Origin of the sequence: Acinetobacter calcoaceticus ANC 3811 (assembly GCF_000399665.1) — a bacterium.
Taxonomy (GTDB): domain Bacteria; phylum Pseudomonadota; class Gammaproteobacteria; order Pseudomonadales; family Moraxellaceae; genus Acinetobacter; species Acinetobacter calcoaceticus_B.
Genome location: NZ_KB976986.1, coordinates 2362416 through 2383152, shown reverse-complemented (window position 1 = coordinate 2383152; position 20737 = coordinate 2362416). Strand labels below are relative to the sequence as shown.

At 38.4% G+C, this 20737-nt stretch carries 24 protein-coding genes; 17 read left to right on the top strand and 7 right to left on the bottom strand.

Features of this window, described 5'->3' with window-relative positions; translation table 11 throughout:
* The 5 genes from F935_RS12445 to F935_RS12425 all read right to left on the bottom strand — a co-directional run bounded on the left by F935_RS12445 (position 1) and on the right by F935_RS12425 (position 4782).
* Positions 1-1005, bottom strand: a complete 1005-nt coding sequence (locus tag F935_RS12445) for a CsgG/HfaB family protein (RefSeq protein ID WP_016139234.1) — start codon at positions 1003-1005, stop codon at positions 1-3.
* 71 nt (positions 1006-1076) lie between these two features.
* Entirely contained in the window at positions 1077-1679 is a 603-nt protein-coding gene (lpoB, locus tag F935_RS12440; RefSeq protein ID WP_016139233.1) for a penicillin-binding protein activator LpoB, read from the bottom strand.
* A 62-nt stretch (positions 1680-1741) separates the two neighbouring features.
* Complete coding sequence (locus F935_RS12435) at positions 1742-2152, bottom strand: YcfL family putative periplasmic lipoprotein (RefSeq protein WP_016139232.1); 411 nt, start codon at positions 2150-2152, stop codon at positions 1742-1744.
* A 19-nt stretch (positions 2153-2171) separates the two neighbouring features.
* Positions 2172-3461, bottom strand: coding sequence for a COG3014 family protein (locus F935_RS12430; protein WP_228253329.1), 1290 nt, complete (start codon positions 3459-3461; stop codon positions 2172-2174).
* Positions 3462-4008: 547 nt separating this feature from the next.
* Positions 4009-4782, bottom strand: coding sequence for an SDR family oxidoreductase (locus tag F935_RS12425; RefSeq protein WP_016139230.1), 774 nt, complete (start codon positions 4780-4782; stop codon positions 4009-4011).
* A 111-nt stretch (positions 4783-4893) separates the two neighbouring features.
* Here F935_RS12425 and mazG point away from each other — a divergent pair, with 111 nt between their 5' ends.
* The 9 genes from mazG (at position 4894) to yjgA (ending at position 11530) form a co-directional block, all read left to right on the top strand.
* A complete protein-coding gene (gene mazG / locus F935_RS12420; RefSeq protein ID WP_016139229.1) occupies positions 4894-5700 on the top strand; it encodes a nucleoside triphosphate pyrophosphohydrolase in 807 nt (268 codons plus the stop codon).
* Positions 5669-6073, top strand: a complete 405-nt coding sequence (locus F935_RS12415) for a ComEA family DNA-binding protein (RefSeq protein ID WP_016139228.1) — start codon at positions 5669-5671, stop codon at positions 6071-6073. Before mazG ends, F935_RS12415 begins: the two co-directional genes overlap by 32 nt.
* 125 nt (positions 6074-6198) lie before the next feature.
* On the top strand, positions 6199-7662 hold the full coding sequence (gene pcnB, locus F935_RS12410) for a polynucleotide adenylyltransferase PcnB (RefSeq protein ID WP_016139227.1): 1464 nt from the start codon (positions 6199-6201) through the stop codon (positions 7660-7662).
* Positions 7659-8141 carry a 2-amino-4-hydroxy-6-hydroxymethyldihydropteridine diphosphokinase gene (gene folK / locus F935_RS12405; RefSeq protein ID WP_016139226.1) on the top strand — a complete coding sequence of 161 codons (483 nt, stop codon included), beginning with the start codon at positions 7659-7661 and terminating at the stop codon, positions 8139-8141. The genes pcnB and folK overlap by 4 nt, the downstream gene beginning before the upstream one ends.
* A gap of 46 nt (positions 8142-8187) precedes the next feature.
* Positions 8188-8997 (top strand): 3-methyl-2-oxobutanoate hydroxymethyltransferase, encoded by an 810-nt coding sequence (gene panB / locus F935_RS12400; RefSeq protein ID WP_016139225.1) that lies wholly within the window; start codon positions 8188-8190, stop codon positions 8995-8997.
* Between the two features lie 3 nt (positions 8998-9000).
* The gene (gene panC, locus F935_RS12395; RefSeq protein ID WP_016139224.1) at positions 9001-9849 is read left to right on the top strand and encodes a pantoate--beta-alanine ligase; all 849 of its coding nucleotides are present in this window, start codon (positions 9001-9003) and stop codon (positions 9847-9849) included.
* 24 nt (positions 9850-9873) lie between these two features.
* A complete protein-coding gene (gene rapZ, locus F935_RS12390; RefSeq protein ID WP_004794551.1) occupies positions 9874-10725 on the top strand; it encodes an RNase adapter RapZ in 852 nt (283 codons plus the stop codon).
* A complete protein-coding gene (locus F935_RS12385; RefSeq protein ID WP_013198928.1) occupies positions 10722-10991 on the top strand; it encodes an HPr family phosphocarrier protein in 270 nt (89 codons plus the stop codon). Before rapZ ends, F935_RS12385 begins: the two co-directional genes overlap by 4 nt.
* A gap of 2 nt (positions 10992-10993) precedes the next feature.
* Positions 10994-11530 (top strand): ribosome biogenesis factor YjgA, encoded by a 537-nt coding sequence (gene yjgA / locus F935_RS12380; RefSeq protein ID WP_016139223.1) that lies wholly within the window; start codon positions 10994-10996, stop codon positions 11528-11530.
* A gap of 47 nt (positions 11531-11577) precedes the next feature.
* Here the strand turns inward: yjgA and F935_RS12375 are convergent, their stop codons facing one another.
* Entirely contained in the window at positions 11578-13215 is a 1638-nt protein-coding gene (locus F935_RS12375) for an acyl-CoA synthetase (protein WP_016139222.1), read from the bottom strand.
* A gap of 395 nt (positions 13216-13610) precedes the next feature.
* Between F935_RS12375 and thrS the strand changes: the two genes are divergently transcribed.
* From thrS to F935_RS12355, 4 genes are all read left to right on the top strand, one after another.
* On the top strand, positions 13611-15533 hold the full coding sequence (gene thrS / locus F935_RS12370) for a threonine--tRNA ligase (protein ID WP_016139221.1): 1923 nt from the start codon (positions 13611-13613) through the stop codon (positions 15531-15533).
* 5 nt (positions 15534-15538) lie between these two features.
* A complete protein-coding gene (gene infC, locus F935_RS12365) occupies positions 15539-16090 on the top strand; it encodes a translation initiation factor IF-3 (RefSeq protein WP_080026316.1) in 552 nt (183 codons plus the stop codon).
* A 227-nt stretch (positions 16091-16317) separates the two neighbouring features.
* The gene (locus F935_RS12360) at positions 16318-16938 is read left to right on the top strand and encodes a glutathione S-transferase N-terminal domain-containing protein (protein WP_016139219.1); all 621 of its coding nucleotides are present in this window, start codon (positions 16318-16320) and stop codon (positions 16936-16938) included.
* 57 nt (positions 16939-16995) lie between these two features.
* Positions 16996-17424 (top strand): YqaA family protein, encoded by a 429-nt coding sequence (locus F935_RS12355; RefSeq protein WP_016139218.1) that lies wholly within the window; start codon positions 16996-16998, stop codon positions 17422-17424.
* Positions 17425-17468: 44 nt separating this feature from the next.
* Here the strand turns inward: F935_RS12355 and nreB are convergent, their stop codons facing one another.
* Entirely contained in the window at positions 17469-18722 is a 1254-nt protein-coding gene (gene nreB, locus F935_RS12350; protein ID WP_016139217.1) for a nickel resistance MFS transporter NreB, read from the bottom strand.
* 236 nt (positions 18723-18958) lie between these two features.
* On the opposite strand from nreB, the gene rpmI reads away from it, so the two are divergent.
* The 4 genes from rpmI to F935_RS12330 all read left to right on the top strand — a co-directional run bounded on the left by rpmI (position 18959) and on the right by F935_RS12330 (position 20734).
* A complete protein-coding gene (gene rpmI, locus F935_RS12345) occupies positions 18959-19153 on the top strand; it encodes a 50S ribosomal protein L35 (protein WP_003655048.1) in 195 nt (64 codons plus the stop codon).
* Positions 19154-19164: 11 nt separating this feature from the next.
* Positions 19165-19524 carry a 50S ribosomal protein L20 gene (gene rplT, locus F935_RS12340; protein ID WP_000124858.1) on the top strand — a complete coding sequence of 120 codons (360 nt, stop codon included), beginning with the start codon at positions 19165-19167 and terminating at the stop codon, positions 19522-19524.
* 91 nt (positions 19525-19615) lie between these two features.
* Positions 19616-20173: an NADAR family protein gene (locus F935_RS12335; RefSeq protein ID WP_016139216.1), complete on the top strand. Its 558-nt coding sequence runs from the start codon at positions 19616-19618 to the stop codon at positions 20171-20173.
* Between the two features lie 57 nt (positions 20174-20230).
* Positions 20231-20734, top strand: a complete 504-nt coding sequence (locus F935_RS12330; protein ID WP_016139215.1) for a GNAT family N-acetyltransferase — start codon at positions 20231-20233, stop codon at positions 20732-20734.
* Positions 20735-20737 lie beyond the last annotated feature (3 nt).

Sequence of the window (20737 nt, the reverse complement as noted above, 5' to 3'; positions counted from 1 at the left end):
TTACCAGTGAATTGGTTTTTCGCTAGAACCCGAAGGAAGATCTGCATCTGATAATGGTGAAGAATTTACCTGATTCTCAAAACTATCTTGGTTTTGAGAATCATGATTTGATTTCAAAGATAAACCATGCAATACCTCATTAACGACTTGATCTGCGAAAATTTCTGTACTAGAAGGTGGAGTATCTTGTGTGACTAAATTACCAACACTTGCTTGTGGTGGTTGCTTAATCGAACCAGCTGCTGCAATTTTGCCTGTATTTACTTCGATCACACGCCAGTTCAGTTTAATTGCATCACGTTCAGCTGGAACTGAACCGTAAAAAGATTGACCTTGAACCGTACGAGCTTCATTAATTCTACCAACAAGAATATAGTCCGTACCTACTTTTTGGGCAATTCTTGCCATTTCCGATGGCGCACCATCCCATGCGAGGAAAGCATTTTCGCTTGCCATTTCTTCAATATAATCTCGACTTACTAAACTTAGTTGTCGTGAATTCGCCATTTGCGTACCAATGAGGTCTGCAACTTCCTGCACAAACTCATATGGGTCTTCACCCGATGCTAAGTTAAATTTTGACTCAACTACTTGAAAAGGAAAAACCGCCATTCTTCGTAAGTGTTGATCAGCTACATTTGATTGATATTTACTAATATAAGCTCGAACTCGAGCTTTATAATGCTTGCCTGAACCAGAAACACTAAGAACTTGAAAACGGTTAATTGCACCCGAAGATTCTGTTTGGACACTAAACACAGGTGAGCTTTTGCCTTGATATGACCAGTGGTGATCTGTCATAACCATATTAACTTCTTCAGCTATCCCCATTTGTGAACTTACTTTTGTTCCATTCACAGATTGAGCTGCTGTCAGTAAAGCTTCTGCAATAGCTTGTTGCTGAGTTGGTCCACTACCTGAAGCTTCTTTCATAACTTCTTGTAACGCGGCAAAACTTGAGGTGGCAGTAAGACTTAATAGTACTGCGCAAAATATTTTTCTCATAAAGGCTCTTTTTATTTATAGAGCATAGCAATTAATAACTGCCATGCTATAAAGGAATTAACTAGAAAAGCTTATAAGCCGAATGTAGATTTTTTTGCAGATTTGCGGATTTCTTTTTCACTGGTCCACTCAACAATTCCAGTTTTTAAATTCAGTAGTTTTAAAGTGAATTTATAATAAACATCACTCTTACCGCCTGAGTTTTTAACGATGCTAGATAAATTACCATTTAACATATACTCAGCACCAATCTGTGAGCCAGATTGTACGGCAGTACGTTTATCTACCATTCCGCTACGTTGTTGATAAGCCATTTGGTCTGCTACCGCACCCACAGAAGTCATATCTACAAAGCGGAATTTTCCTGAATTGATTAAACGGTTTTGAATCGTATCGGTAATAGACTCTGTATCGATATGCTCTTGAGACTTGTTCTTAATTTTGTCAACAAATAAAACAGGACGACGGCTCTTTGTCATATCAATAATTGGTGGGAAGGCAAGCATGTCATCCACCATTTTTGTCGCAATTTGCTGTAAGTCCGTAGAACCAAAATCTTTTGTTAAAGTTTCAACAGATTGCGCATCACCATAGCTAACGTTTTGTGAAGCACAGCCCGAAAAAAGTGCAGCGCTACTCAATGCTGTAATCATGAATAGTGATTTAATTTTCATTAAAATGTCCTGTATCTATCTTTAAATAATGTTGTGAAATTAGGTTAAGAAAACTTAAAAATTTAATCTTTTTTCATGTAAATCAATACATCGACTGCACTAGGGTTAGGTGCAACAGACTGAACAGTTTTAACTTCACGACCTTGTAAGCTAATAGGTTTCCAAATTGCACCTTCAGGATTAATTTCAGTTCCTTCTGCATCAAACCATACAACTTTGTATTGGAAGTCTTGGGCATAGAACCAACCGTTTTTTAATGCAAGAGAAGCGCGTTTGATATCACCTAAACTTGTCATATTGATTCGACTAACGCCAATACGGGTAGCTAAAATAGGGTTACTGGTCTGAGTACGAACAGTACTTTTACCAGTTACGCTATCTGTTTTTGTTTGCATAGCATTTGGAGCTGTGCAACCTGTAAAAAATGCAGATGCAATTGAGAGTAGGCTCAAATAAATTACGGCCTTTTTCATTTTGAATATCCTTTAATCATTAATGAGTAATAGCAAAACTATCGGTTAAAATTTCTTGATTTGCTTCTATGCCATGAATAAACACAGTTTGATTTGGCTTAACATCAATATTAATTTCTTGAGTCATATAACCATTTTTCAGTTGGATAATATGAGTGCCTGTTGGCAAAGTGAGACGAGCAACTTGAGCATTACTTGGTAAAGTATTCCACGCACGAACATCGGCTTTTTCAGAAGCTGTGTTGTAAATATTCCCAGCAATTTGACCAATAGCCCCAAGATGATTCCCGAGTTCTTTTTGGACCATATATTTTGCTGTTGTGCGCGCAATTTGTGATGTCATATTGGCAGCTACATTTTCTTTTAATGTTTTTACAGCTAATGCACCAATATCAGTTAAGGTTGAAGTGTTTGTCACAGACCTACCATTTACAAGCACTTGAAGACTGGTAGGGCTTTTGTAGGTAGAGGGATTGTAGCTAGCAAATGAAACATTAATTAAGCCATTTGGAGTAGGCAAAGCAAATGTATTCGGTATTTTTTGAGGTACTAGGCCTTGCTCTAAAAAAATTACAACTGGATATTGTTGAGACTTTTTACCCGAAGACATGTCTAAGCGTTTAACATCATTTTTAATGAAGTCATTAGGCTGCAATTCATAAGCTTTTTTGAAGTCAACGAGGGCATCGTTTTCTTCTCCTAATGCTTCCCAAAGAGTGGCTGCCATGTAAAATGCATAAGCATTTTGATATGTATTTTTAACCTTTCCTGCAATTGTATCTAGGCCAGCAAAAGCTTCGTCGAAGTTCTGACTATTATCGGAGCCAGCTTTTTCTTTAGCTTTTTCCGCTTCCTTTGTGTGAGCAACTTCAATTTCGCGCTGAATACGTTGGGCGATGCGCATTTCTACACCAGCGCTTTCTGCGTTATTGAGAGCCATAAAATTTATGGCTTGATAGACATGTGCTAAAACTTGTTCATACTCTGGGATTTTATAAGGAATAATGCTGTCATTGCTTACAAGTGAGAGAGCTTTAAATCCGAGTTCTGATGCACTGATTTTTGCTTTATTATTTCTTTGGTCTAACAGTACAAACGCAGCTTCAAAGGATTTCTTACTTTCTTCATACTGATGATTAGCTTGTTGCAAACGACCTTTTTCAAGTAGATAGAGTGCAGCATCGCTTCCCTTAACTTTTTTATCTAAAAATTTATGAGTTTCTTCTGGAATTGGTTGTGTGATGTTGGCGCGGAAGCTCTGAGCAGTTTGATTGTAGTCATCAAAAAAGCCAGCATGAGCAGTATGCAAAACACTACCAAATAGAATAGCCAGAAGAGTTTTTTTGTGTCGTTGTGAGTGCTTAATTATTGAAAAGTTTGTCACAAAAAATGCTCATAAGTTTACAAAAAAAAACGAACTATAATTTTATAAAGTGAGTATTTCAATAATTTTATTATTATTGGCTTTGTTTATTCTGTAGAGAAATAAACGCAAAGGCTTATCTCATATAGCGTTGAATGTTTTTGAGGTTTTATATTTTAAGTGTTTGTTTGTTGGATAAATAATCTAATTAAAGTTTTATAATAATTTGTATATTAGCTTTTAAAGTGTGTTTATTGTTTTGTTGAGAATTAAATGGATTTATAAGTCTAAATAACTGAACTATTTAGTTTTTCTTAATTTATTTTATTCGTATTTAAAGTTTTTTTAATTAATAGGTGCTGAAATTTATTTTATTGAAGTTTTTAATTTAGAATAACTTAAGTTTTAGTGTTTTTTTTGATTGTTGTATTATAAATGTGTTTTAAGTTATTTTAGTAAAAAGGCTGTCAAATGACAGCCTTTTTACTTTGAATTATTTTCTCGACAAATAAATATTGGTTAGTCGGTTTAAAAACTGAGGGCTTAAAGTCGAGAGTTGATAAAGCAGTTTAGTTTTTATGCCAACCGGAGTGTGAGTTGGCATCCAGAAATGAGCCTTTTTCTCTACAAGCGTAAGTACCTGTTGAGCAATATCATTTGGAGTTAAATCTACCCCCATATTTTGAATTGTGCCTGCATCCATACCCTTAACCATTGCAGTTTGTACAAATAGCGGCATCACATCTAAAACACGAATACCATATTTCTTCCATTCCACATCTAAACCTTCGGTAATTCCGCGAACAGCAAATTTACTAGCTGAATAAGAAATTAAATCAGCTTGCCCATAAATTGCAGAAGCTGATGAAAGATTGATGACACGTGCAAAAGACGCTTGCTTTAAATAGGGATGAGCTGCGTGACAGCCATTGATAACACCGTTTACATTAATATTTATTGTTCTTTGGTGAGCTTTAATATCAGTCGTTTCAAATGCACCAGAATATAAAATGCCAGCGTTATTTACTAAGATGTTGAGTTCCCCAGCCCAGTCGGTAAATTCTTTTAATATAAGTTGCCACTGATTGTAATCACTTACATCTAGATAGCCGGCAAGGGCATTTGGCCCTAAGTCATTTGCCAACTCTTGAGCAAGTGATTCATTAATATCATAAATGCCTACTTTATATCCCTGTTTGTAGAATACGCGTGCAATTTCTGCCCCAATACCTTGAGCGGCGCCACTAATCAGAATACTGTGTCTCATCTTTTTTCTCTTTGTCAGTACAATAGTGCGACTGATTTAATCGCTTTGATTTTGATCATAACAAATTAAAATCTTAGTTTTACTGACCGAATTTTAAACTTGAGGGTTACCATGGATAAATTGCTTAAAATCATGCAAGAGTTACGAGAGAAATGTCCGTGGGATCAAGAACAAACCCCAATGTCACTGACTAAATATGCGATTGAAGAAGCATATGAAGTTGAGGCGGCTGTTCGTCAAGGTGACATTGATGAAATTCGAAATGAGTTAGGTGATTTGTTATTACAAGTTGTGTTTCAATCACAAATGTTTAGTGAGCAAGGTGCTTTTAATTTTCAAGATGTGGTTGAGGCAATAAGTGAAAAGTTAATCCACCGTCATCCACATGTTTTTCAGGCAGATCAATTTAATAACTTAACGCCAGAACAAGTAAGTGAGTTATGGAAACAAATTAAACAACAAGAAAAACAAGGCAAGCCGCAATCAAGATTAGATGAAATAAAGCATGGGCCAGCACTATTACAGGCACAAGAAGTTCAAGAAAATGTCGCAAAAGTTGGGTTTGACTTTGAAACCGTAGAAGATGCTTATGGGAAACTAGAAGAAGAGCTAGATGAGTTCAAGCAAGCGCTAAAAAATCAAAATATTGATGAAATTCAAGATGAATTTGGAGATTGCCTGTTTTCATTAGTCAATGTTGGACGTAAACTCGCGATTTCAAGTGAAACATCACTTTTATCAACAATACATAAATTTAGAAGCCGTTTTGCTTTTATTGAAGATCAAGCTCAAAAACAGCAAAGAACATTAGAGGACATGACCTTGTCTGAAATGGATGAATTGTGGAATCAGGCAAAGCGGCAGTTACGGTTAGGGGAAAAAACACATGCAGCTCAACATGAGTCTTTGGAAGAGTAAGTATTATATTTTTATTATTTTATTTTGGAGCCTGATTTCATCAACCTTTATTCAGGCTCAATCTTTTGATCAAAATTTTAAGGAGTGGAAGGCTAAACAGCAGATGTATGATCAGAAGTTGAGCATGCAACACGCCTCTCATTCTAAAGTTCCAAAAAGCTCAGCCATGACTGATTCTTCAGGACAAGTTCACTTGAATCAAGCCAATATTGAAGAGCTTCAAAAGCTAAAAGGGATTGGTGAAAAAAAGGCTCAGGCGATTGTAGAATACCGTCAAAAGAATGGTGGCTTTAAAAATATTGATGAATTTAAAAACGTAAAGGGCATAGGTCCAGCCATTTTTGAAAAGAATAAAACGCGGTTGAGTTTATAAATCATGTGTTTGTCAATTGTCATTTCATGCGCAAACTACAGAGAATCAAATTGCCCTTTGTGTGCGTTAGAGCTATGATTAGCGACAACTTGTTATTTACGTACTGACGTAGGAGACAGCGTCTTTTGCAAACCTTGCGAGCGTCAAAATGTGGTTTGTCCACAGCCCAACTTCCTTCTTCGATTTTAGATGTGATCGATAGCCTGAATAAAGCTGGCTATGAAGCTTATATTGTTGGGGGTGGTGTCCGTGATTTAATGCTAGGGTTTAATCCTAAAGATTTCGATGCAGTCACCAATGCGACACCTTCTCAAATTAAAGAAGTTTTTGGCAGACGTTGCCGAATCATTGGTCGTCGATTTGAATTGGCACATGTCTATTCAGGGCGTGAGCTTATTGAAGTTGCTACATTCCGTGCCCCTCCTAAAAAAGCAGTTACGAGTGCCTCTGGCATGATTTTACGTGACAATAACTGGGGTACCATCGAACAAGACTTTGCTCGCCGTGATTTTTCAATCAATACGCTATATTACCAACCGCGTAAGAGTATCGTGCTCGACTTCTGCAAAGCGATGGACGATGTTAAAAATAAAACTCTACGTTTATTAGGCGATCCAGCACAGCGTTTTGAAGAAGACCCAGTGCGTATGCTGCGAACTTTACGTTTTGCAGCCAAGTTAAATTTCAAAATTGATTCAAATATTCTCGATATCTTTAATGCTGAAATGACGCAATTATTGCGTGACGTTTCTCCGCATCGTTTATATGACGAATCTCAGAAGTTGTTCACAATGGGACATTTGGCGCGTGTTCTGCCAATGTTGATTGAGTTTGGTGTCTGGAAGCAACTTTTTGCCGATGTTCAACCTAATCTCACCCCATTTATTTTAAGAGCAGCGAAGAATACAGATCAACGTATACAAGTGGGTAAAACCATTAATCCTGCATTTTTCTATGCAGTGTTATTGTGGCAACCGTTTTTAGAACGTTGTGAATTTTATTTATCTAAAGGCATTGTGCCGGCTGAAGCCCGTGCGCAGGCTGGGTTAGATGTTTTAAAACGTCAAGCAACACGCACAGTTATCCCTCGTTTTGCAGAAACTTTTATTCGTGAAGTTTGGGAAATGCAGACTCGTTTGCTTAATCCAAAACCACAGCAAATAGAAGCATTGGCAGGGCATGCTCGCTTCCGTGCTGGTTTTGACTTCTTATTACTTCGTGAAAAGTCAGGTGATGACGCAACACAAGGAATGGGAAGCTGGTGGGAAACCTACCAAGAAATGTCAAATGACGAAAAAGAAGCTGCTATTAGCCAATATAATCGTCAGAAAGCTAGAAACCGTCGTAAAGCTGCTGCTGAGCCTATCGAAAATAATAAAGTTGAGACGGAAATTGAACCTTTGGTTGATATTCCGGAACCACGCACTCGCCGTGGGAAAAAAGAACGTACCAGACAAGATCAGGCTGTAGGCCGGTTTGTTGAAAAAGCGACTGCCTCACAAGCAGGCGTGACGGGCGATCATCCAATTTTAAAACGTAAGCGGGTACAACGCGATTTAAGCCAAGTTGTTTTTGGGCCAACGCAATGACAATAACCACTTATATTGGTTTAGGAAGTAATTTAGGCGATTCACGTCAAATTTTATCTGAAGCCATTGCTAAGCTTAAGACGTTAGGAATGGTTAAAGTTTCTAGACTTTATCAAAGTCCACCTATGGGCCCTCAAGATCAGCCAAATTATTTAAATGCAGTTGCAGAATTAAATACGGATCTTGCACCTTTAGATTTGCTGGATCATTTACAACGTTTTGAGCAAGAAGCTGGTCGTGTACGACTTCGTCGTTGGGGTGAGCGAACCTTAGATCTGGATTTGCTTATATATGGCAATGAAAAAATTCACAATGAGCGCTTAACTGTGCCGCATATAGGAATTTTAGAGCGAGATTTCGTTGTGATTCCTTTATTAGATTTAGATGCTGATTTACAGATTAATAATCAGCCACTTAAAAATTTAGAACTGATACAGCAGCCGACACTGACTGTACTTGCGGATGAGTCTTGGGCTTAAGCTCTCGATTCATTATGTTCTGCAAACTCCTGTAGAGGATATCATCATGATTAGTCTAAGTGACTTAAGAAAATTTAAAGCCGAAGGACGTAAGTTCTCTTGTCTAACTTGTTACGATGCAAGCATGGCAAAAGCAATGGAACTTGCTGAAATTGATACAATCTTAATTGGTGATTCTCTTGGAATGGCAATTCAAGGGCGAGATTCAACTTTGCCAGTAACCGTTGAAGATATGGCTTATCATACGGCAGCGGTTCGTCGTGGTAACCAGCATGCCTTGATTATGACAGACTTGCCATTTATGAGTTATGCAACCTTGAATGATGCTTTGCAAAATGCAAGAACAGTCATGCAAGCTGGCGCTCAAATGGTGAAAATCGAAGGCGGTGCATGGTTAAGTGAAATCGTGCAGGTTTTAACCCGTAATGGTGTGCCTGTTTGTGTACATTTAGGTTTAACACCTCAATCTGTACATGTATTCGGTGGCTATAAATTACAAGCTAGAACGCGTGAAGCAGCAGATCAGCTCATTGCTGATTGTACAGCAGTGGTTGAAGCGGGCGCGTCAGTATTATTACTTGAATGTGTTCCTGCTCAGTTGGGACAAGAAATTGCTGAATTATTCCCTAATACACCTGTAATTGGTATTGGTGCAGGTAATGCAACTGATGGTCAAGTATTGGTTGTGCAAGATATGTTAGGTTTAACTTTTGGTCGAGTTGCTCGTTTTGTACGTAACTTTATGAAAGAGCAATCAGGTGAAACTGCCATTTTAGATGCTTTTAAAGCATTTCATACGGCTGTGCAGGATCAGTCATTCCCTGCCAAAGAACATACTTTTCACGTTGAGCTGTAATTCATGAAAACAGAAACCACCATACAAGGTCTTGCAGCTTCTTTAAATCCTGCTAGAGCTGCACGTAAAATTATTGGTTTTGTCCCAACAATGGGAAATCTACATGAAGGGCATCTCACACTTGTTCGTGAAGCGAAAAAGTTATGTGATGTTGTGGTTGTAAGCATCTTCGTAAATCCAACTCAATTTGGTCCGGGCGAAGATTTTGACAACTATCCTCGTACTTTAGAGCAAGATAGTCGCTTACTTGCCGATGTTGGCTGTGACATTATTTTTGCGCCATCAGTTGAGCAAATGTACGGTACACAACCGCGTTTAACGAACATCAGTGTAAATCAGATTACAGATGCTTTATGCGGTAGTTCACGTCCAGGACACTTTGATGGTGTAGCTTTGGTTGTAACGAAGCTCTTTAATATTGTGCAACCGAACTACGCTTTCTTTGGACAAAAGGATTACCAACAGTTAGCAGTGATTCGCCAGTTTGTACAAGATTTAAATATTCCTTTAGAAGTGATTGGCGTGCCGATTGTTCGTGCAGCAGATGGTTTAGCGCTTAGCTCAAGAAATGGTTATTTAAGCACTGAGCAGCGTCAGATTGCTCCAGTTATTTATCAAAGTTTGAAGCAGGCCGAGCAACAGTTACATCAAGGCAAAGATTTGCAACAAGTTGTAGAAGATATCAAAACTCAGTTGACAGATAATGGCTTTGTTGTTGATTATGTCGAAGCTCGTCAGACAAATCTGTTACCTGCTACTCAATTTGATCGTGATATTGTGTTATTTGTCGCGGCAAAACTGGGTGCAACCCGTTTGATTGACAATTTAGAAGTTGCCTTTACACCCCAATAAAAGAGATCAAAGGACAGCCATGCCATGAAGCGTATACTTATCGTGACAGGACAGTCTGGTTCAGGAAAATCTTCAGCCCTTCAAGTATTAGAAGATTTGGGCTATTACTGTATTGATAATTTGCCTTTGGCATTGCTGCCTGAAATTGTGGCAAAGCTAGATCATGAAAATAATCTGGAGCAATTGGCTTTAGGTGTGGATGTAAGAAGTACTCGGGCAGATATGCAAGAGTTCGATCATGTTTTTGAGCAACTACAAAGGCATGGAACTGTTGATGTTATTTACCTGACGACGCAAGATCAGGATTTGATTGCGCGTTTTAGTGCATCACGTCGTCCACATCCATTAGCCAATCGTTTCAAAAGTCTGTTGCAATGTATTCATGAAGAAAAGCAGTTACTGCTTCCAATTCAGTTTCGCGCTACGGTTCATATTGATACAACGGATAAAAGCGTTCATGATTTAAAGCATATTTTACTGTCTAAACTGGGGCAGTCAGATAAGCTTATTGTCATATTGCAGTCCTTTGGATATAAACATGGCATTCCTTTAGATGCCGATTATGTTTTTGATGTACGGCATTTACCAAATCCGCATTGGGATTTAGAATTAAGACGTTTTTCTGGTTTGGATGAGCCAGTAAGACTATTTTTAGAAGCGAGTCCACAAGCAAACGAAATGTTTGATGATATTCTTCACTTCTTAAAAAAATGGCTTCCCGCATTTGCTGAAGGACATCGTCACTATATGACGATTTCTATTGGCTGTACTGGGGGGCAACATCGTTCGGTTTATATCGTAGATAGACTAAAACAAGCACTTGAGGCAGAATGGTCTGTTCAGGTCTTACACAGAGAAATGAAGCACTGGTCATGATAGACACAACTGTTGATGTAATTAATAAACTCGGTTTACATGCTCGTGCATCAGGGAAACTGATAGAGGTCACTACAAAGTTTCGTTCGTCGATCCAGATTGGAAAAGGCGATCATTTGGTAGATGCAAAAAATATTATGTCTTTGCTGATGTTAGGTGCAGGTAAAGGGACCACTTTGCGATTGGTCATTGATGGTACCGACGAAGAACAGGCATTAAATGAAGTGCTGGCGTTATTCGCAGCAAAATTTTATGAGGCAGATTAATCGTGGCACGTGGTTCCCAACGTTATAGTGAAGAAGATTTTGGTTCTTTAGAAGGACGTGCAAGTAAAACCGAACAGAAAAAAGCAGTGCAACGCATGGCTGCTTTAGGTGAGCAACTCGCACAACTTTCTATTAAACAAATTCAGAAACTTCCAGTTGATGAGCGTTTAATTGATGCTTTAATGGAAGTGCAGAACATTAGTTCTTTTGAAGCACGTCGTCGCCAATTTCAACGTATTGGTAAATTGTTGCGCAATGAAGATGAGACCGTTATTTTGTCTTATTTAACCCCGCAGCAAGGCGCAAAAAGACAGGCTCAATTAATGCGTTGGGTTGACCGCATGATTGAACAGGGTGATCCTGCAATTAATGAATTTAGTAAAATTTATAATGCATCGGAACGTCATACCTTGCGTCAACATGTGTTGAGAATCAATCGTGATAAAACTCAACAGTTGAGTGAAGCAGAAATCGAGGCATCAAAAGTTAAATTTGTTAACTATGTACAGCAAATCGCATTATTGTCCGATCAAGGCTAAATGCGCTTAAACAAAAAAAGCGACGCTCAAGGCGTCGCTTTTTTTGTTTATATACTCTCAGCACGTTCTTTTGCCCATTCGCGCAAAATAAACTTCTGTAATTTGCCGGTCGATGTTTTTGGAATTTCTGTAATGACCACATCTTTAGGAACTTTAAAGCGTGCTAATTCTTTTTGGCAATGTTCAATAATTTCTTCAGGTGTTGCCGTAGCACCCATTTTCAATTCAATAAATGCGCAAGGTACTTCTTGCCAACGAGCATCGGGTTTAGCAACTACCGCAGCGGTTAAAACGGCGGGGTGTTTATACAAAACATCTTCTACTTCTAGAGATGAAATATTTTCTCCACCTGAAATAATAATGTCTTTTGAGCGATCAGTAATTTTTGCATAACCATCGGGATGGCAAACGGCTAAGTCTCCCGTATGGAACCATCCACCAGCAAAAGCTTCTTGGGTTGCTTGGGGATTCTTTAAATAGCCTTTCATGACAATATTGCCACGAAACATAATTTCTCCCATAGTTTGTCCATCATTCGGTACAGGCTGCATGGTTTCGGGGTCTAGCACACGCATACTGTCCTGTAATGGATAGGGAACACCTTGACGAGAATGAAGCTGAGCTTGTTCAGCAATTGAAAGTTCATTCCATCCTGATTGAGAGGCACATAGGGCAGAAGGGCCGTACGTTTCTGTTAAGCCATACACATGGTTTACGTTAATCCCCATATTTCGCATACCTTCAATAATAGCAACTGGGGGAGCTGCTCCAGCAACCATTACTTCAACATGGTGATCAAAGTTAGTTTGCTTTTCTTTAGGTAAGTTAATAATCATAGAAAGAACAATAGGTGCACCACAGAAATAATCAACTTTATGTTCTGCAATGAGTTGCATGACTAATTCTGGGTCGACTTTGCGCAAACAAATATTCGTCCCACCGCTGGCTGCGATACTCCATGCAAAACACCAACCATTACAGTGGAAAAGGGGTAATGTCCATAAATACACAGCACGAGGTTTCATTCCACAGGCTAATATATTACTTGCAGCATTGAGATAAGCACCACGATGATGATAAACAACACCTTTGGGATTACCCGTCGTTCCAGATGTGTAACTTAAGCTAATCGCATCCCATTCATCTTCTGGTAAATGCCATACAAAATTAATATCGCCTTGGCCTATCCATTCTTCATATTCAAAAGAACCGATAAACTGATTTTCACCTTCATATTCATCATCAGCTACATCAATCACAATAATGTGTTGGTCAGGAATAAGAGAGAGGGCTTCTCTTGCCAAATTAACAAACTCAGGGTCAACCAAAAGCACTTTGCTTTCAGCATGTTCCAACATGAAAGCTATTGTTTTTGCATCTAAACGTGTATTGAGCGTATTGAGTACAGCACCAGCCATTGGAACGGCAAAATGTGCTTCAACCATGGCTGGAATATTTGGTAATAAGACTGATACCGTATCATTTTTTTTAATTCCCAGTTGTTTGAGCTGAGAAGCAAATTGGCAACAACGTTGGTAAGTTTCTTTCCATGAAATTTGGCGCTTACCATGAATAATCGAAGCTTGATTTGGATAAATATAAGCTGCACGTTCTAAGTAGCGTAGAGGTGATAATGCAACAAAGTTTGCGGGTGTGCGTGGTAATTCATCATAAGCACTAACCATGGTAAACAACTCCGTGTTCTATTTTTTAATTCATTCTTTGAAAATATGACTTAATACTCATCAACGCATCTATGCTTTAGTCTTAAAGAGAAATACCCTTCAGTCAGAAAATGAGCAAAAATGCTATTTTCTTCATCTTAAACCACTTGTGCTGAGTGTGTTTAAAAAATCTTCCCCATATATTTTTTAAGTCATTTATTGCTGTTTACCTGATAAGCAAAATGTATTTATGATTTTGTGGGCTCAAAGGTTTTCACTTTGCTTGAACAAGTGTAAAATCTTTCAGGATTTTTAATTTTGCTTTACACCGTTTTTATATTTTGAGGTTCGCCTCGATCATAATCTCGCGGTGAAATGCTCCTTCGTATAGGGCATCACTCCTTAAGGATTTTTTTATGCCAATTATCACATTGCCAAATGGCGATCAAAAGAGTTTTGATCACGCCGTATCTGTTATGGAAGTTGCCCAAAGTATTGGGCCTGGTCTAGCAAAGAATACTGTTGCCGGACGAGTAAATGATCGCTTAGTTGATGCATGTGACTTAATTACCGAAGATTCGACCTTACAAATCATCACTCCAAAAGATGAAGAAGGTCTTGAAATCATTCGCCATTCTTGTGCACACCTTGTAGGACATGCTGTTAAACAGCTATTCCCTGAAGCTAAGATGGTGATTGGTCCAGTCATTGAAGAAGGTTTTTACTACGACATCTGGATGCCTCGTCCTTTTACATTAGACGATATGGCTGCTGTTGAAGAGCGCATGAAAAAGCTCATCGACCAAGATTATGATGTCGTTAAAAAAATGACACCGCGTGATGAAGTAATTGCTGAATTTACTGCACGTGGTGAAGAATATAAATTACGCTTGATCGCAGACATGCCTGAAGAAACACAAATGGGCTTGTACTACCATCAAGATTATTTGGACATGTGTCGTGGTCCACACGTACCAAACACTAAATTCTTAAAATCGTTTAAATTAACAAAAATCTCTGGCGCTTACTGGCGTGGCGATGCGAAGAATGAACAGCTTCAACGTATTTATGGTACAGCATGGGCTGATAAGAAACAGCTTGCTGCATACATTAAGCGTATTGAAGAAGCTGAAAAGCGCGACCACCGTAAAATTGGTAAAGCCTTAGACTTGTTCCATATGCAAGAAGAAGCACCGGGTATGGTGTTCTGGCATCCAAACGGTTGGACAATTTACCAAGTTCTTGAACAATACATGCGTAAAGTTCAGCAAGACAATGGTTACCTCGAGATTAAAACTCCACAAATCGTAGACTTTACGCTTTGGGAAAAATCTGGTCATGCAGCGAACTATGCTGACAACATGTTTACGACTCATTCTGAAAGTCGTAACTATGCGGTTAAGCCAATGAACTGCCCATGTCACGTGCAAGTTTTTAACCAAGGTTTGAAGTCTTACCGTGATTTGCCAATTCGTTTAGCGGAGTTTGGTTCTTGCCATCGTAACGAACCATCTGGTTCTTTACACGGTATTATGCGTGTACGTGGTTTTACACAAGATGATGCTCATATCTTCTGTACTAAAGAACAAATTGGTCAAGAAGTTGCAGACTTTATTAAACTCACTTTAGATGTTTATAAAGATTTTGGCTTTGAAGAAGTGCAAATGAAACTTTCTACACGTCCAGAAAAACGTGTGGGTGATGATGCACTTTGGGATATGGCTGAGAAATCTTTAGCAGATGCTTTAGATGCAGCGGGTCTTGAGTGGGAATTACAGCCAGGTGAAGGCGCGTTCTATGGTCCGAAAATTGAATTCTCATTGAAAGACTGTCTCGGACGTGTATGGCAATGTGGTACTATTCAGTGTGACTTCAATTTACCAGAACGTTTAGATGCGTCTTATGTGACTGAAGACAATGATCGTGATCAACCTGTTATGTTGCATCGTGCAATTCTTGGCAGTTTTGAACGTTTTATTGGTATACTAATTGAACACTACGCTGGTTTCATGCCACCTTGGTTGTCGCCGTTACAAGCATGTGTTATGAATATTACTGACTCTCAAGCTGAAGCTTGTGAGAAAGTCGTAGCAAAACTCAAAGAAAATGGTCTTCGTGCTATTTCTGACTTGAGAAACGAAAAAATCGGATTTAAGATTCGTGAGCGTACTCTAGAGCGTATTCCTTACTTGTTAGTTCTTGGTGACCGGGAAGTTGAAGAAGGTACTGTGAATGTACGTACGCGCTCAGGAAAAAATTTAGGTACTATGTCAGTAGATGCATTCATTGACTTAGTGAAGTCTGCCGTCGCCGATCGCGGCCGGTATATTGTGGAGTAAGAAAGATTAAACAGCCTGACCGTAACCAACAACAAGGTGCAAAAAGCAACCGTCCAGCAATTAACGATGAGATCCGTGCAAAAGAAGTACGCCTTGTCGGTGCTGAAGGGGAGCAAAAAGGAATTGTTTCATTAAGTGAAGCACTGCGTGCTGCTGAAGAGGTAGAGCTTGACCTTGTTGAGATCGTCGCAAACGCCGAGCCGCCTGTTTGTAAAATTATGGATTACAACAAGCACTTGTTTGACCTTAAGCAGAAGCAAAAAGATGCGAAGAAAAAACAGCATCAAGTGCAAGTGAAGGAAATCAAACTGCGCCCTGCAACTGATGTTGGTGATTATCAAGTTAAGCTTCGTGCTATTTTGAAATTCCTTGAAGAAGGAAACAAAGTGAAGATCACTTTACGTTTCCGTGGTCGTGAAATGGCTCATCAACAACTTGGCTTAGCTCAATTGCAAAAAATTGAAGTAGATGTGGCCGAGTTTGGGGTTGTGGAACAAGCACCAAAAATGGAAGGCCGTCAAATGGGTATGTTACTTGGACCGAAAAAGAAAAAGTAATACTCAAAAAAAGCACTGCAAAAGCAGTGCTTTTTTTTATCCTCATATTAATAAAAAACATCATTTAACTTTTTTCTGTTCAGTTTTATTTAAGACAATTGCTATATTTTTTAAGAAACTCGATTCACGAATTTTATGTGTTTTTTGGTGTTGGAAATATCATAGTTCCTCTTAAAACATGATATAACGCAAGACGCAGTCATGATAATGATGAATAGGAAAATAGAATGATTGATCTATATTATTGGGGTACTCCCAATGGACATAAAATCACAATTGCCTTAGAAGAAATGGGATTGGATTACACCCTCTACCCAATTAATATTTTAGAAAATGATCAATTTCAACCAGATTTCCTGAGAATTTCCCCAAATAATAAAATTCCTGCGATTGTTGATCAAAATGGACCTCGTGGTGAGCCAATTTCTATATTTGAATCGGGCGCTATCTTGCAATATTTAGGTAGAAAAACTGGATTATTTTATCCAGCTGATGAGCAAGAGCGGGTTGAGGTTGAGCAATGGCTCATGTGGCAAATGGGTGGTTTAGGACCGATGCTTGGGCAAAATCATCATTTTAATAAATTTGCTCCTGAAAAAATTCCTTATGCCATAGAGCGCTATTTAAATGAAACTAAACGCTTATATGGAGTGCTCAATAAACAACTGATTGGTCAGAAGTTTGTTGCTGGGGAATACTCGATTGCTGATATGGCAATCTTGCCGTGGATTTTACGTTATGAATGGCAAGGTATTCAGCTTGAAGATTATCCATACGTACAAGAATATATTGTCCGCTTAACAGCACGTCCAGCAGTTCAGAAAGCACTATCAATTAAAGTAGCTTAATTTCTTGCCTAGATTTAATAAATGCTTAAAGCAAAAAGTAGTTTGGTGTAATGAATTATGCTGAGTTACTTTTTGCTTTTTATTAGTGCTTTTGGCGCTGCCACTTTATTACCTCTACAGTCTGAAGCGGTATTGGTAACCTTATTGTTGAAGGGCCAACATTCAGCTTTGCTTTTAATTGGCATAGCTACTTTGGGTAATGTCTTAGGTTCTTGTGTCAATTGGTGGTTAGGCTTAAAGATAGAGCAATTCAAACATCGAAAGTGGTTTCCAGTTTCTGAAAAGCGTTTACAACAAGCACAAAACTTTTATCATAAATATGGCTTTTACTCCTTACTTTTGAGTTGGGCACCTATCATTGGCGATCCAATTACTTTGGTTGCTGGACTCTTCAAAGAAAATTTTTGGCGCTTCCTTGGTATCGTTATTATTGCCAAAGCAGGGCGCTATTTGTTTATTTACTGGGTGATGATGGGTTTTATTTAAAATAAAAAAGCATCCGAAGATGCTTTGGTTCATAAATATTTAAATTAATCTTCTGAGCTTTTGGTAATGTCTACTTTAAATAGATCGTTCGTTTTGAGCCAACAGAAAGTCACAACCACGAGAGTCATACAGCCTCCAAAAATTGTAGCCGTAATTGTGCCTAAATATTTAGCCGCTAAACCTGATTCAAAAGCACCTAATTCATTGCTTGAAGATACAAACATACCGTTTACGGCAGCAACGCGGCCTCGCATATTTTCTGGTGGGAAAATTTGTAAAATGGTTTGTCTTACAACAACAGAAATACTGTCACATGCGCCTGTCATAGCAAGAGCAAAAAGAGATAACCACATATTGTTTGAGAAGGCGAATAGAATAGTAAATATTCCAAAACCTGCTACAGCAAGTAACATGTTACGCCATGCATGCTGAGTTGGCGGAAAGCGAGTCAAAGCAATCATAGTGATTAGTGCGCCAATAGACGGAGCTGCTCGTAAATATCCAAGCCCTTCTGGGCCGACTTTTAATATATCTTCTGCGAAAATTGGTAATAAGGCGATAACGCCGCCAAATAAAACAGAAGCTAAATCAAGAGAAATTGCCCAAAGAACAATTTTGGTTTTCCATATAAAACGGAAACCTTCTCCTAAACTTTCTAAAATATTGTCAGTTTCAATTTTAGGGAAACTACGTTTATGCAATAAATTAATTAAAATAAAGCAAATAGCGAGTAAAGCAGCAACACTAAATAGGCTGGTTTCCCTGCCTAAATAAGCAAGCATAAAACCACCCAGCATTGGTCCAATAATTACACCACTTTGCCAGCCGATGGTTGTCCATGTCGCACCATTTGCATAGAGTTCACGCGGAATTAAAAATGGTTTTAATGAAGTTGCAGAAGGATTATAGAAACCGCGGATTGTTCCTAAACCAAAAATAACAGCATAAATACCCCAAGAAAGGAAGCTAACACTGATATGCCCTAAACCATGTAAGTGGAAAAGTAACCATAAAACCAAGGGAAGGGGAACTGAGAAAAATAAACAGATTTTCATAATAATCTGTTTATTAAACCTATCTGCAAAATAGCCTCCCCAAAGAGAAAGAGCAATAAAAGGAATTGCTTCTGCGAGTCCGATTAAACCTAAAGTCAGTGGGTCTTTGGTGATTTGATATAATGAATAGGCAACAATAATTTCTTGAATCAAAATTGCGAGTGTTAAGCAAAACTGATTGATCGTAACGATAGAGAAGTCTCGATACCGCAATGCAGCGAAAGCATCATTTTGTATATTCATATTCTTTTGAATTTAAGAGATTGCACTTATTATAGGTGATGATTTTATGGATTTTCTCGTAATTTGATAATTGATTATAGAAAATAACGTTTATATAAAATAGACAATTTACTATCAAAAAATGAGCATTTTACTTTTGTTTTAAGTTGCGATGCTTTAGAATATCGGCTCCCTTACCTGCAGGTCGTTTTTGCAATGGTGCGAACGTTCCGAACAGGTGTTCAAAAGAGGTTGTTATGCCTAAGATGAAAACTCGCCGCGGTGCTGCTAAACGCTTCAAAGCGACTGCACACGGTTTCAAGCGCAAACAAGCATTTAAGCGCCACATTTTGACCAAAAAATCTGCTAAACGTATCCGTCAATTACGCGGCTGTGTAATGGTTCATGTTTCTGACGTGAACTCAGTTCGTCGTATGTGCCCATACATCTAAGGAGATTATAAATGGCTCGTGTAAAACGTGGTGTAGTGGCTCATCGTCGTCACAAAAAAATTCTTGCTCGCGCTAAAGGTTACTATGGTGCTCGTTCACGCGTATACCGCGTAGCGTTCCAAGCGGTAATCAAAGCTGGTCAATACGCTTATCGTGACCGCCGTCAAAAGAAACGTCAATTCCGTGCTCTATGGATTGCGCGTATCAATGCTGGTGCTCGTCAAAACGGTTTGTCTTACAGCCGTATGATCGATGGCTTGAAAAAAGCTCAAGTGATCATCGACCGTCGCGTATTAGCTGACATCGCTATGCATGATGCAGTAGCATTTGCTGCTTTAGCTGAAAAAGCTAAAGGCGCATTAGCTGCATAAGCTTAGAGATTCAAAAAGAGGCCGCTTTTTAGCGGTCTTTTTTATTTTTAGTGGTTCTATTTTAAAAAGAGATAATAAAAAGAGATAAGTGATGAAAGACGAACAGTTTCTAAATGACTTAATTCAAAAAGTACAGCAAGGCCACCAGTTTAAATACTTATGTTTCTGGGGACATACTCCTAAAAAAGCTGATCTTGTTGATAAAAGCTGTTTTAGCCAGTGGTTTCCTGCGCAATTTAAAGTGGAAGGTGATGAATACTTTACTGCTGAGCACTACATGATGGCGCAAAAAGCAAAATTATTTAATGATGAAGAAGTTTTTGCACGGATCTTGCAGGTTAAACATCCGAATGAGGCGAAACAGCTAGGTCGTAAAGTGCGTAATTATGATGAACAGATATGGCAAGAAAATCGGTTTGACATTGTCGTACAGGCGAACTTTGCTAAATTCTCTCAGCATCATAAATTGAAAGAATTCTTATTAGCCACAAAAGATCGTATTTTGGTTGAAGCATCTCCAGTCGATAAAATTTGGGGAATTGGTATGGCACAAGACCATCCACATATTCAAGATCCATCTCAATGGCAAGGCTTAAATTTGTTGGGTTTTGCTTTAATGCATGTTCGAGAGCGGCTTTTAGCTGAATAAGTTTGTATGAAACAAATTGGTGCTTTACTTTAAAAGTAGTGACATGAGGGAAACGAATTGCAATCACTAAATGAAAGAGAAATTCGTATAGCTACTTTTAAGGATGCATTATCTATTGCAGAAGTACATGTGCAGTGTTGGAAAGAAACCTATACAGGTATGCTTAAGCAGGAAATATTGGATGAGCTTAAAGTACTAGATAAAGAACAGTTATGGAAAGAAATCGCCAAAAGCCCTGATCATAAGTTATTTATCTATATTGAAAATGGAATAGTGAAAGGCTTTCTCGATGGTTACTTAAATCCAGAGAATAATATTGCTGAAATTCTTGCTTTTTATCTTTTGGAAGAAATCCAAAGGCAAGGTATAGGACACGAGTTGTTTCAAAAGTTTCATCAATGTGCTTTAAATCATGGATACAGTTTTATTCGTTTAGAGGTTTTTAATAAAAATCCAAGCCGGTTCTTCTATGAAAAAATGGGAGCCAAAATAATTGGCGAAACCGAACTACCTGAGTTCGGCTTCGAAATAACAGAATTACTTTATCAATGGAAACTCTAATCT

Bases quoted from the DNA above. Each gene is read 5' to 3' on its own strand.
- thrS (WP_016139221.1), top strand. From the start codon at position 13,611: ATGCCAATTATCACATTGCCAAATGGCGATCAAAAGAGTTTTGATCAC.
- F935_RS12335 (WP_016139216.1), top strand. From the start codon at position 19,616: ATGAAAGACGAACAGTTTCTAAATGACTTAATTCAAAAAGTACAGCAA.
- mazG (WP_016139229.1), top strand. From the start codon at position 4,894: ATGGATAAATTGCTTAAAATCATGCAAGAGTTACGAGAGAAATGTCCG.
- F935_RS12385 (WP_013198928.1), top strand. From the start codon at position 10,722: ATGATAGACACAACTGTTGATGTAATTAATAAACTCGGTTTACATGCT.
- rplT (WP_000124858.1), top strand. From the start codon at position 19,165: ATGGCTCGTGTAAAACGTGGTGTAGTGGCTCATCGTCGTCACAAAAAA.
- rpmI (WP_003655048.1), top strand. From the start codon at position 18,959: ATGCCTAAGATGAAAACTCGCCGCGGTGCTGCTAAACGCTTCAAAGCG.
- F935_RS12375 (WP_016139222.1), bottom strand. From the start codon at position 13,215: ATGGTTAGTGCTTATGATGAATTACCACGCACACCCGCAAACTTTGTT.
- lpoB (WP_016139233.1), bottom strand. From the start codon at position 1,679: ATGAAAATTAAATCACTATTCATGATTACAGCATTGAGTAGCGCTGCA.
- folK (WP_016139226.1), top strand. From the start codon at position 7,659: ATGACAATAACCACTTATATTGGTTTAGGAAGTAATTTAGGCGATTCA.
- nreB (WP_016139217.1), bottom strand. From the start codon at position 18,722: ATGAATATACAAAATGATGCTTTCGCTGCATTGCGGTATCGAGACTTC.
- rapZ (WP_004794551.1), top strand. From the start codon at position 9,874: ATGAAGCGTATACTTATCGTGACAGGACAGTCTGGTTCAGGAAAATCT.
- F935_RS12360 (WP_016139219.1), top strand. From the start codon at position 16,318: ATGATTGATCTATATTATTGGGGTACTCCCAATGGACATAAAATCACA.
- F935_RS12435 (WP_016139232.1), bottom strand. From the start codon at position 2,152: ATGAAAAAGGCCGTAATTTATTTGAGCCTACTCTCAATTGCATCTGCA.
- panC (WP_016139224.1), top strand. From the start codon at position 9,001: ATGAAAACAGAAACCACCATACAAGGTCTTGCAGCTTCTTTAAATCCT.
- panB (WP_016139225.1), top strand. From the start codon at position 8,188: ATGATTAGTCTAAGTGACTTAAGAAAATTTAAAGCCGAAGGACGTAAG.
- F935_RS12415 (WP_016139228.1), top strand. From the start codon at position 5,669: ATGCAGCTCAACATGAGTCTTTGGAAGAGTAAGTATTATATTTTTATT.
- F935_RS12445 (WP_016139234.1), bottom strand. From the start codon at position 1,005: ATGAGAAAAATATTTTGCGCAGTACTATTAAGTCTTACTGCCACCTCA.
- F935_RS12425 (WP_016139230.1), bottom strand. From the start codon at position 4,782: ATGAGACACAGTATTCTGATTAGTGGCGCCGCTCAAGGTATTGGGGCA.
- F935_RS12355 (WP_016139218.1), top strand. From the start codon at position 16,996: ATGCTGAGTTACTTTTTGCTTTTTATTAGTGCTTTTGGCGCTGCCACT.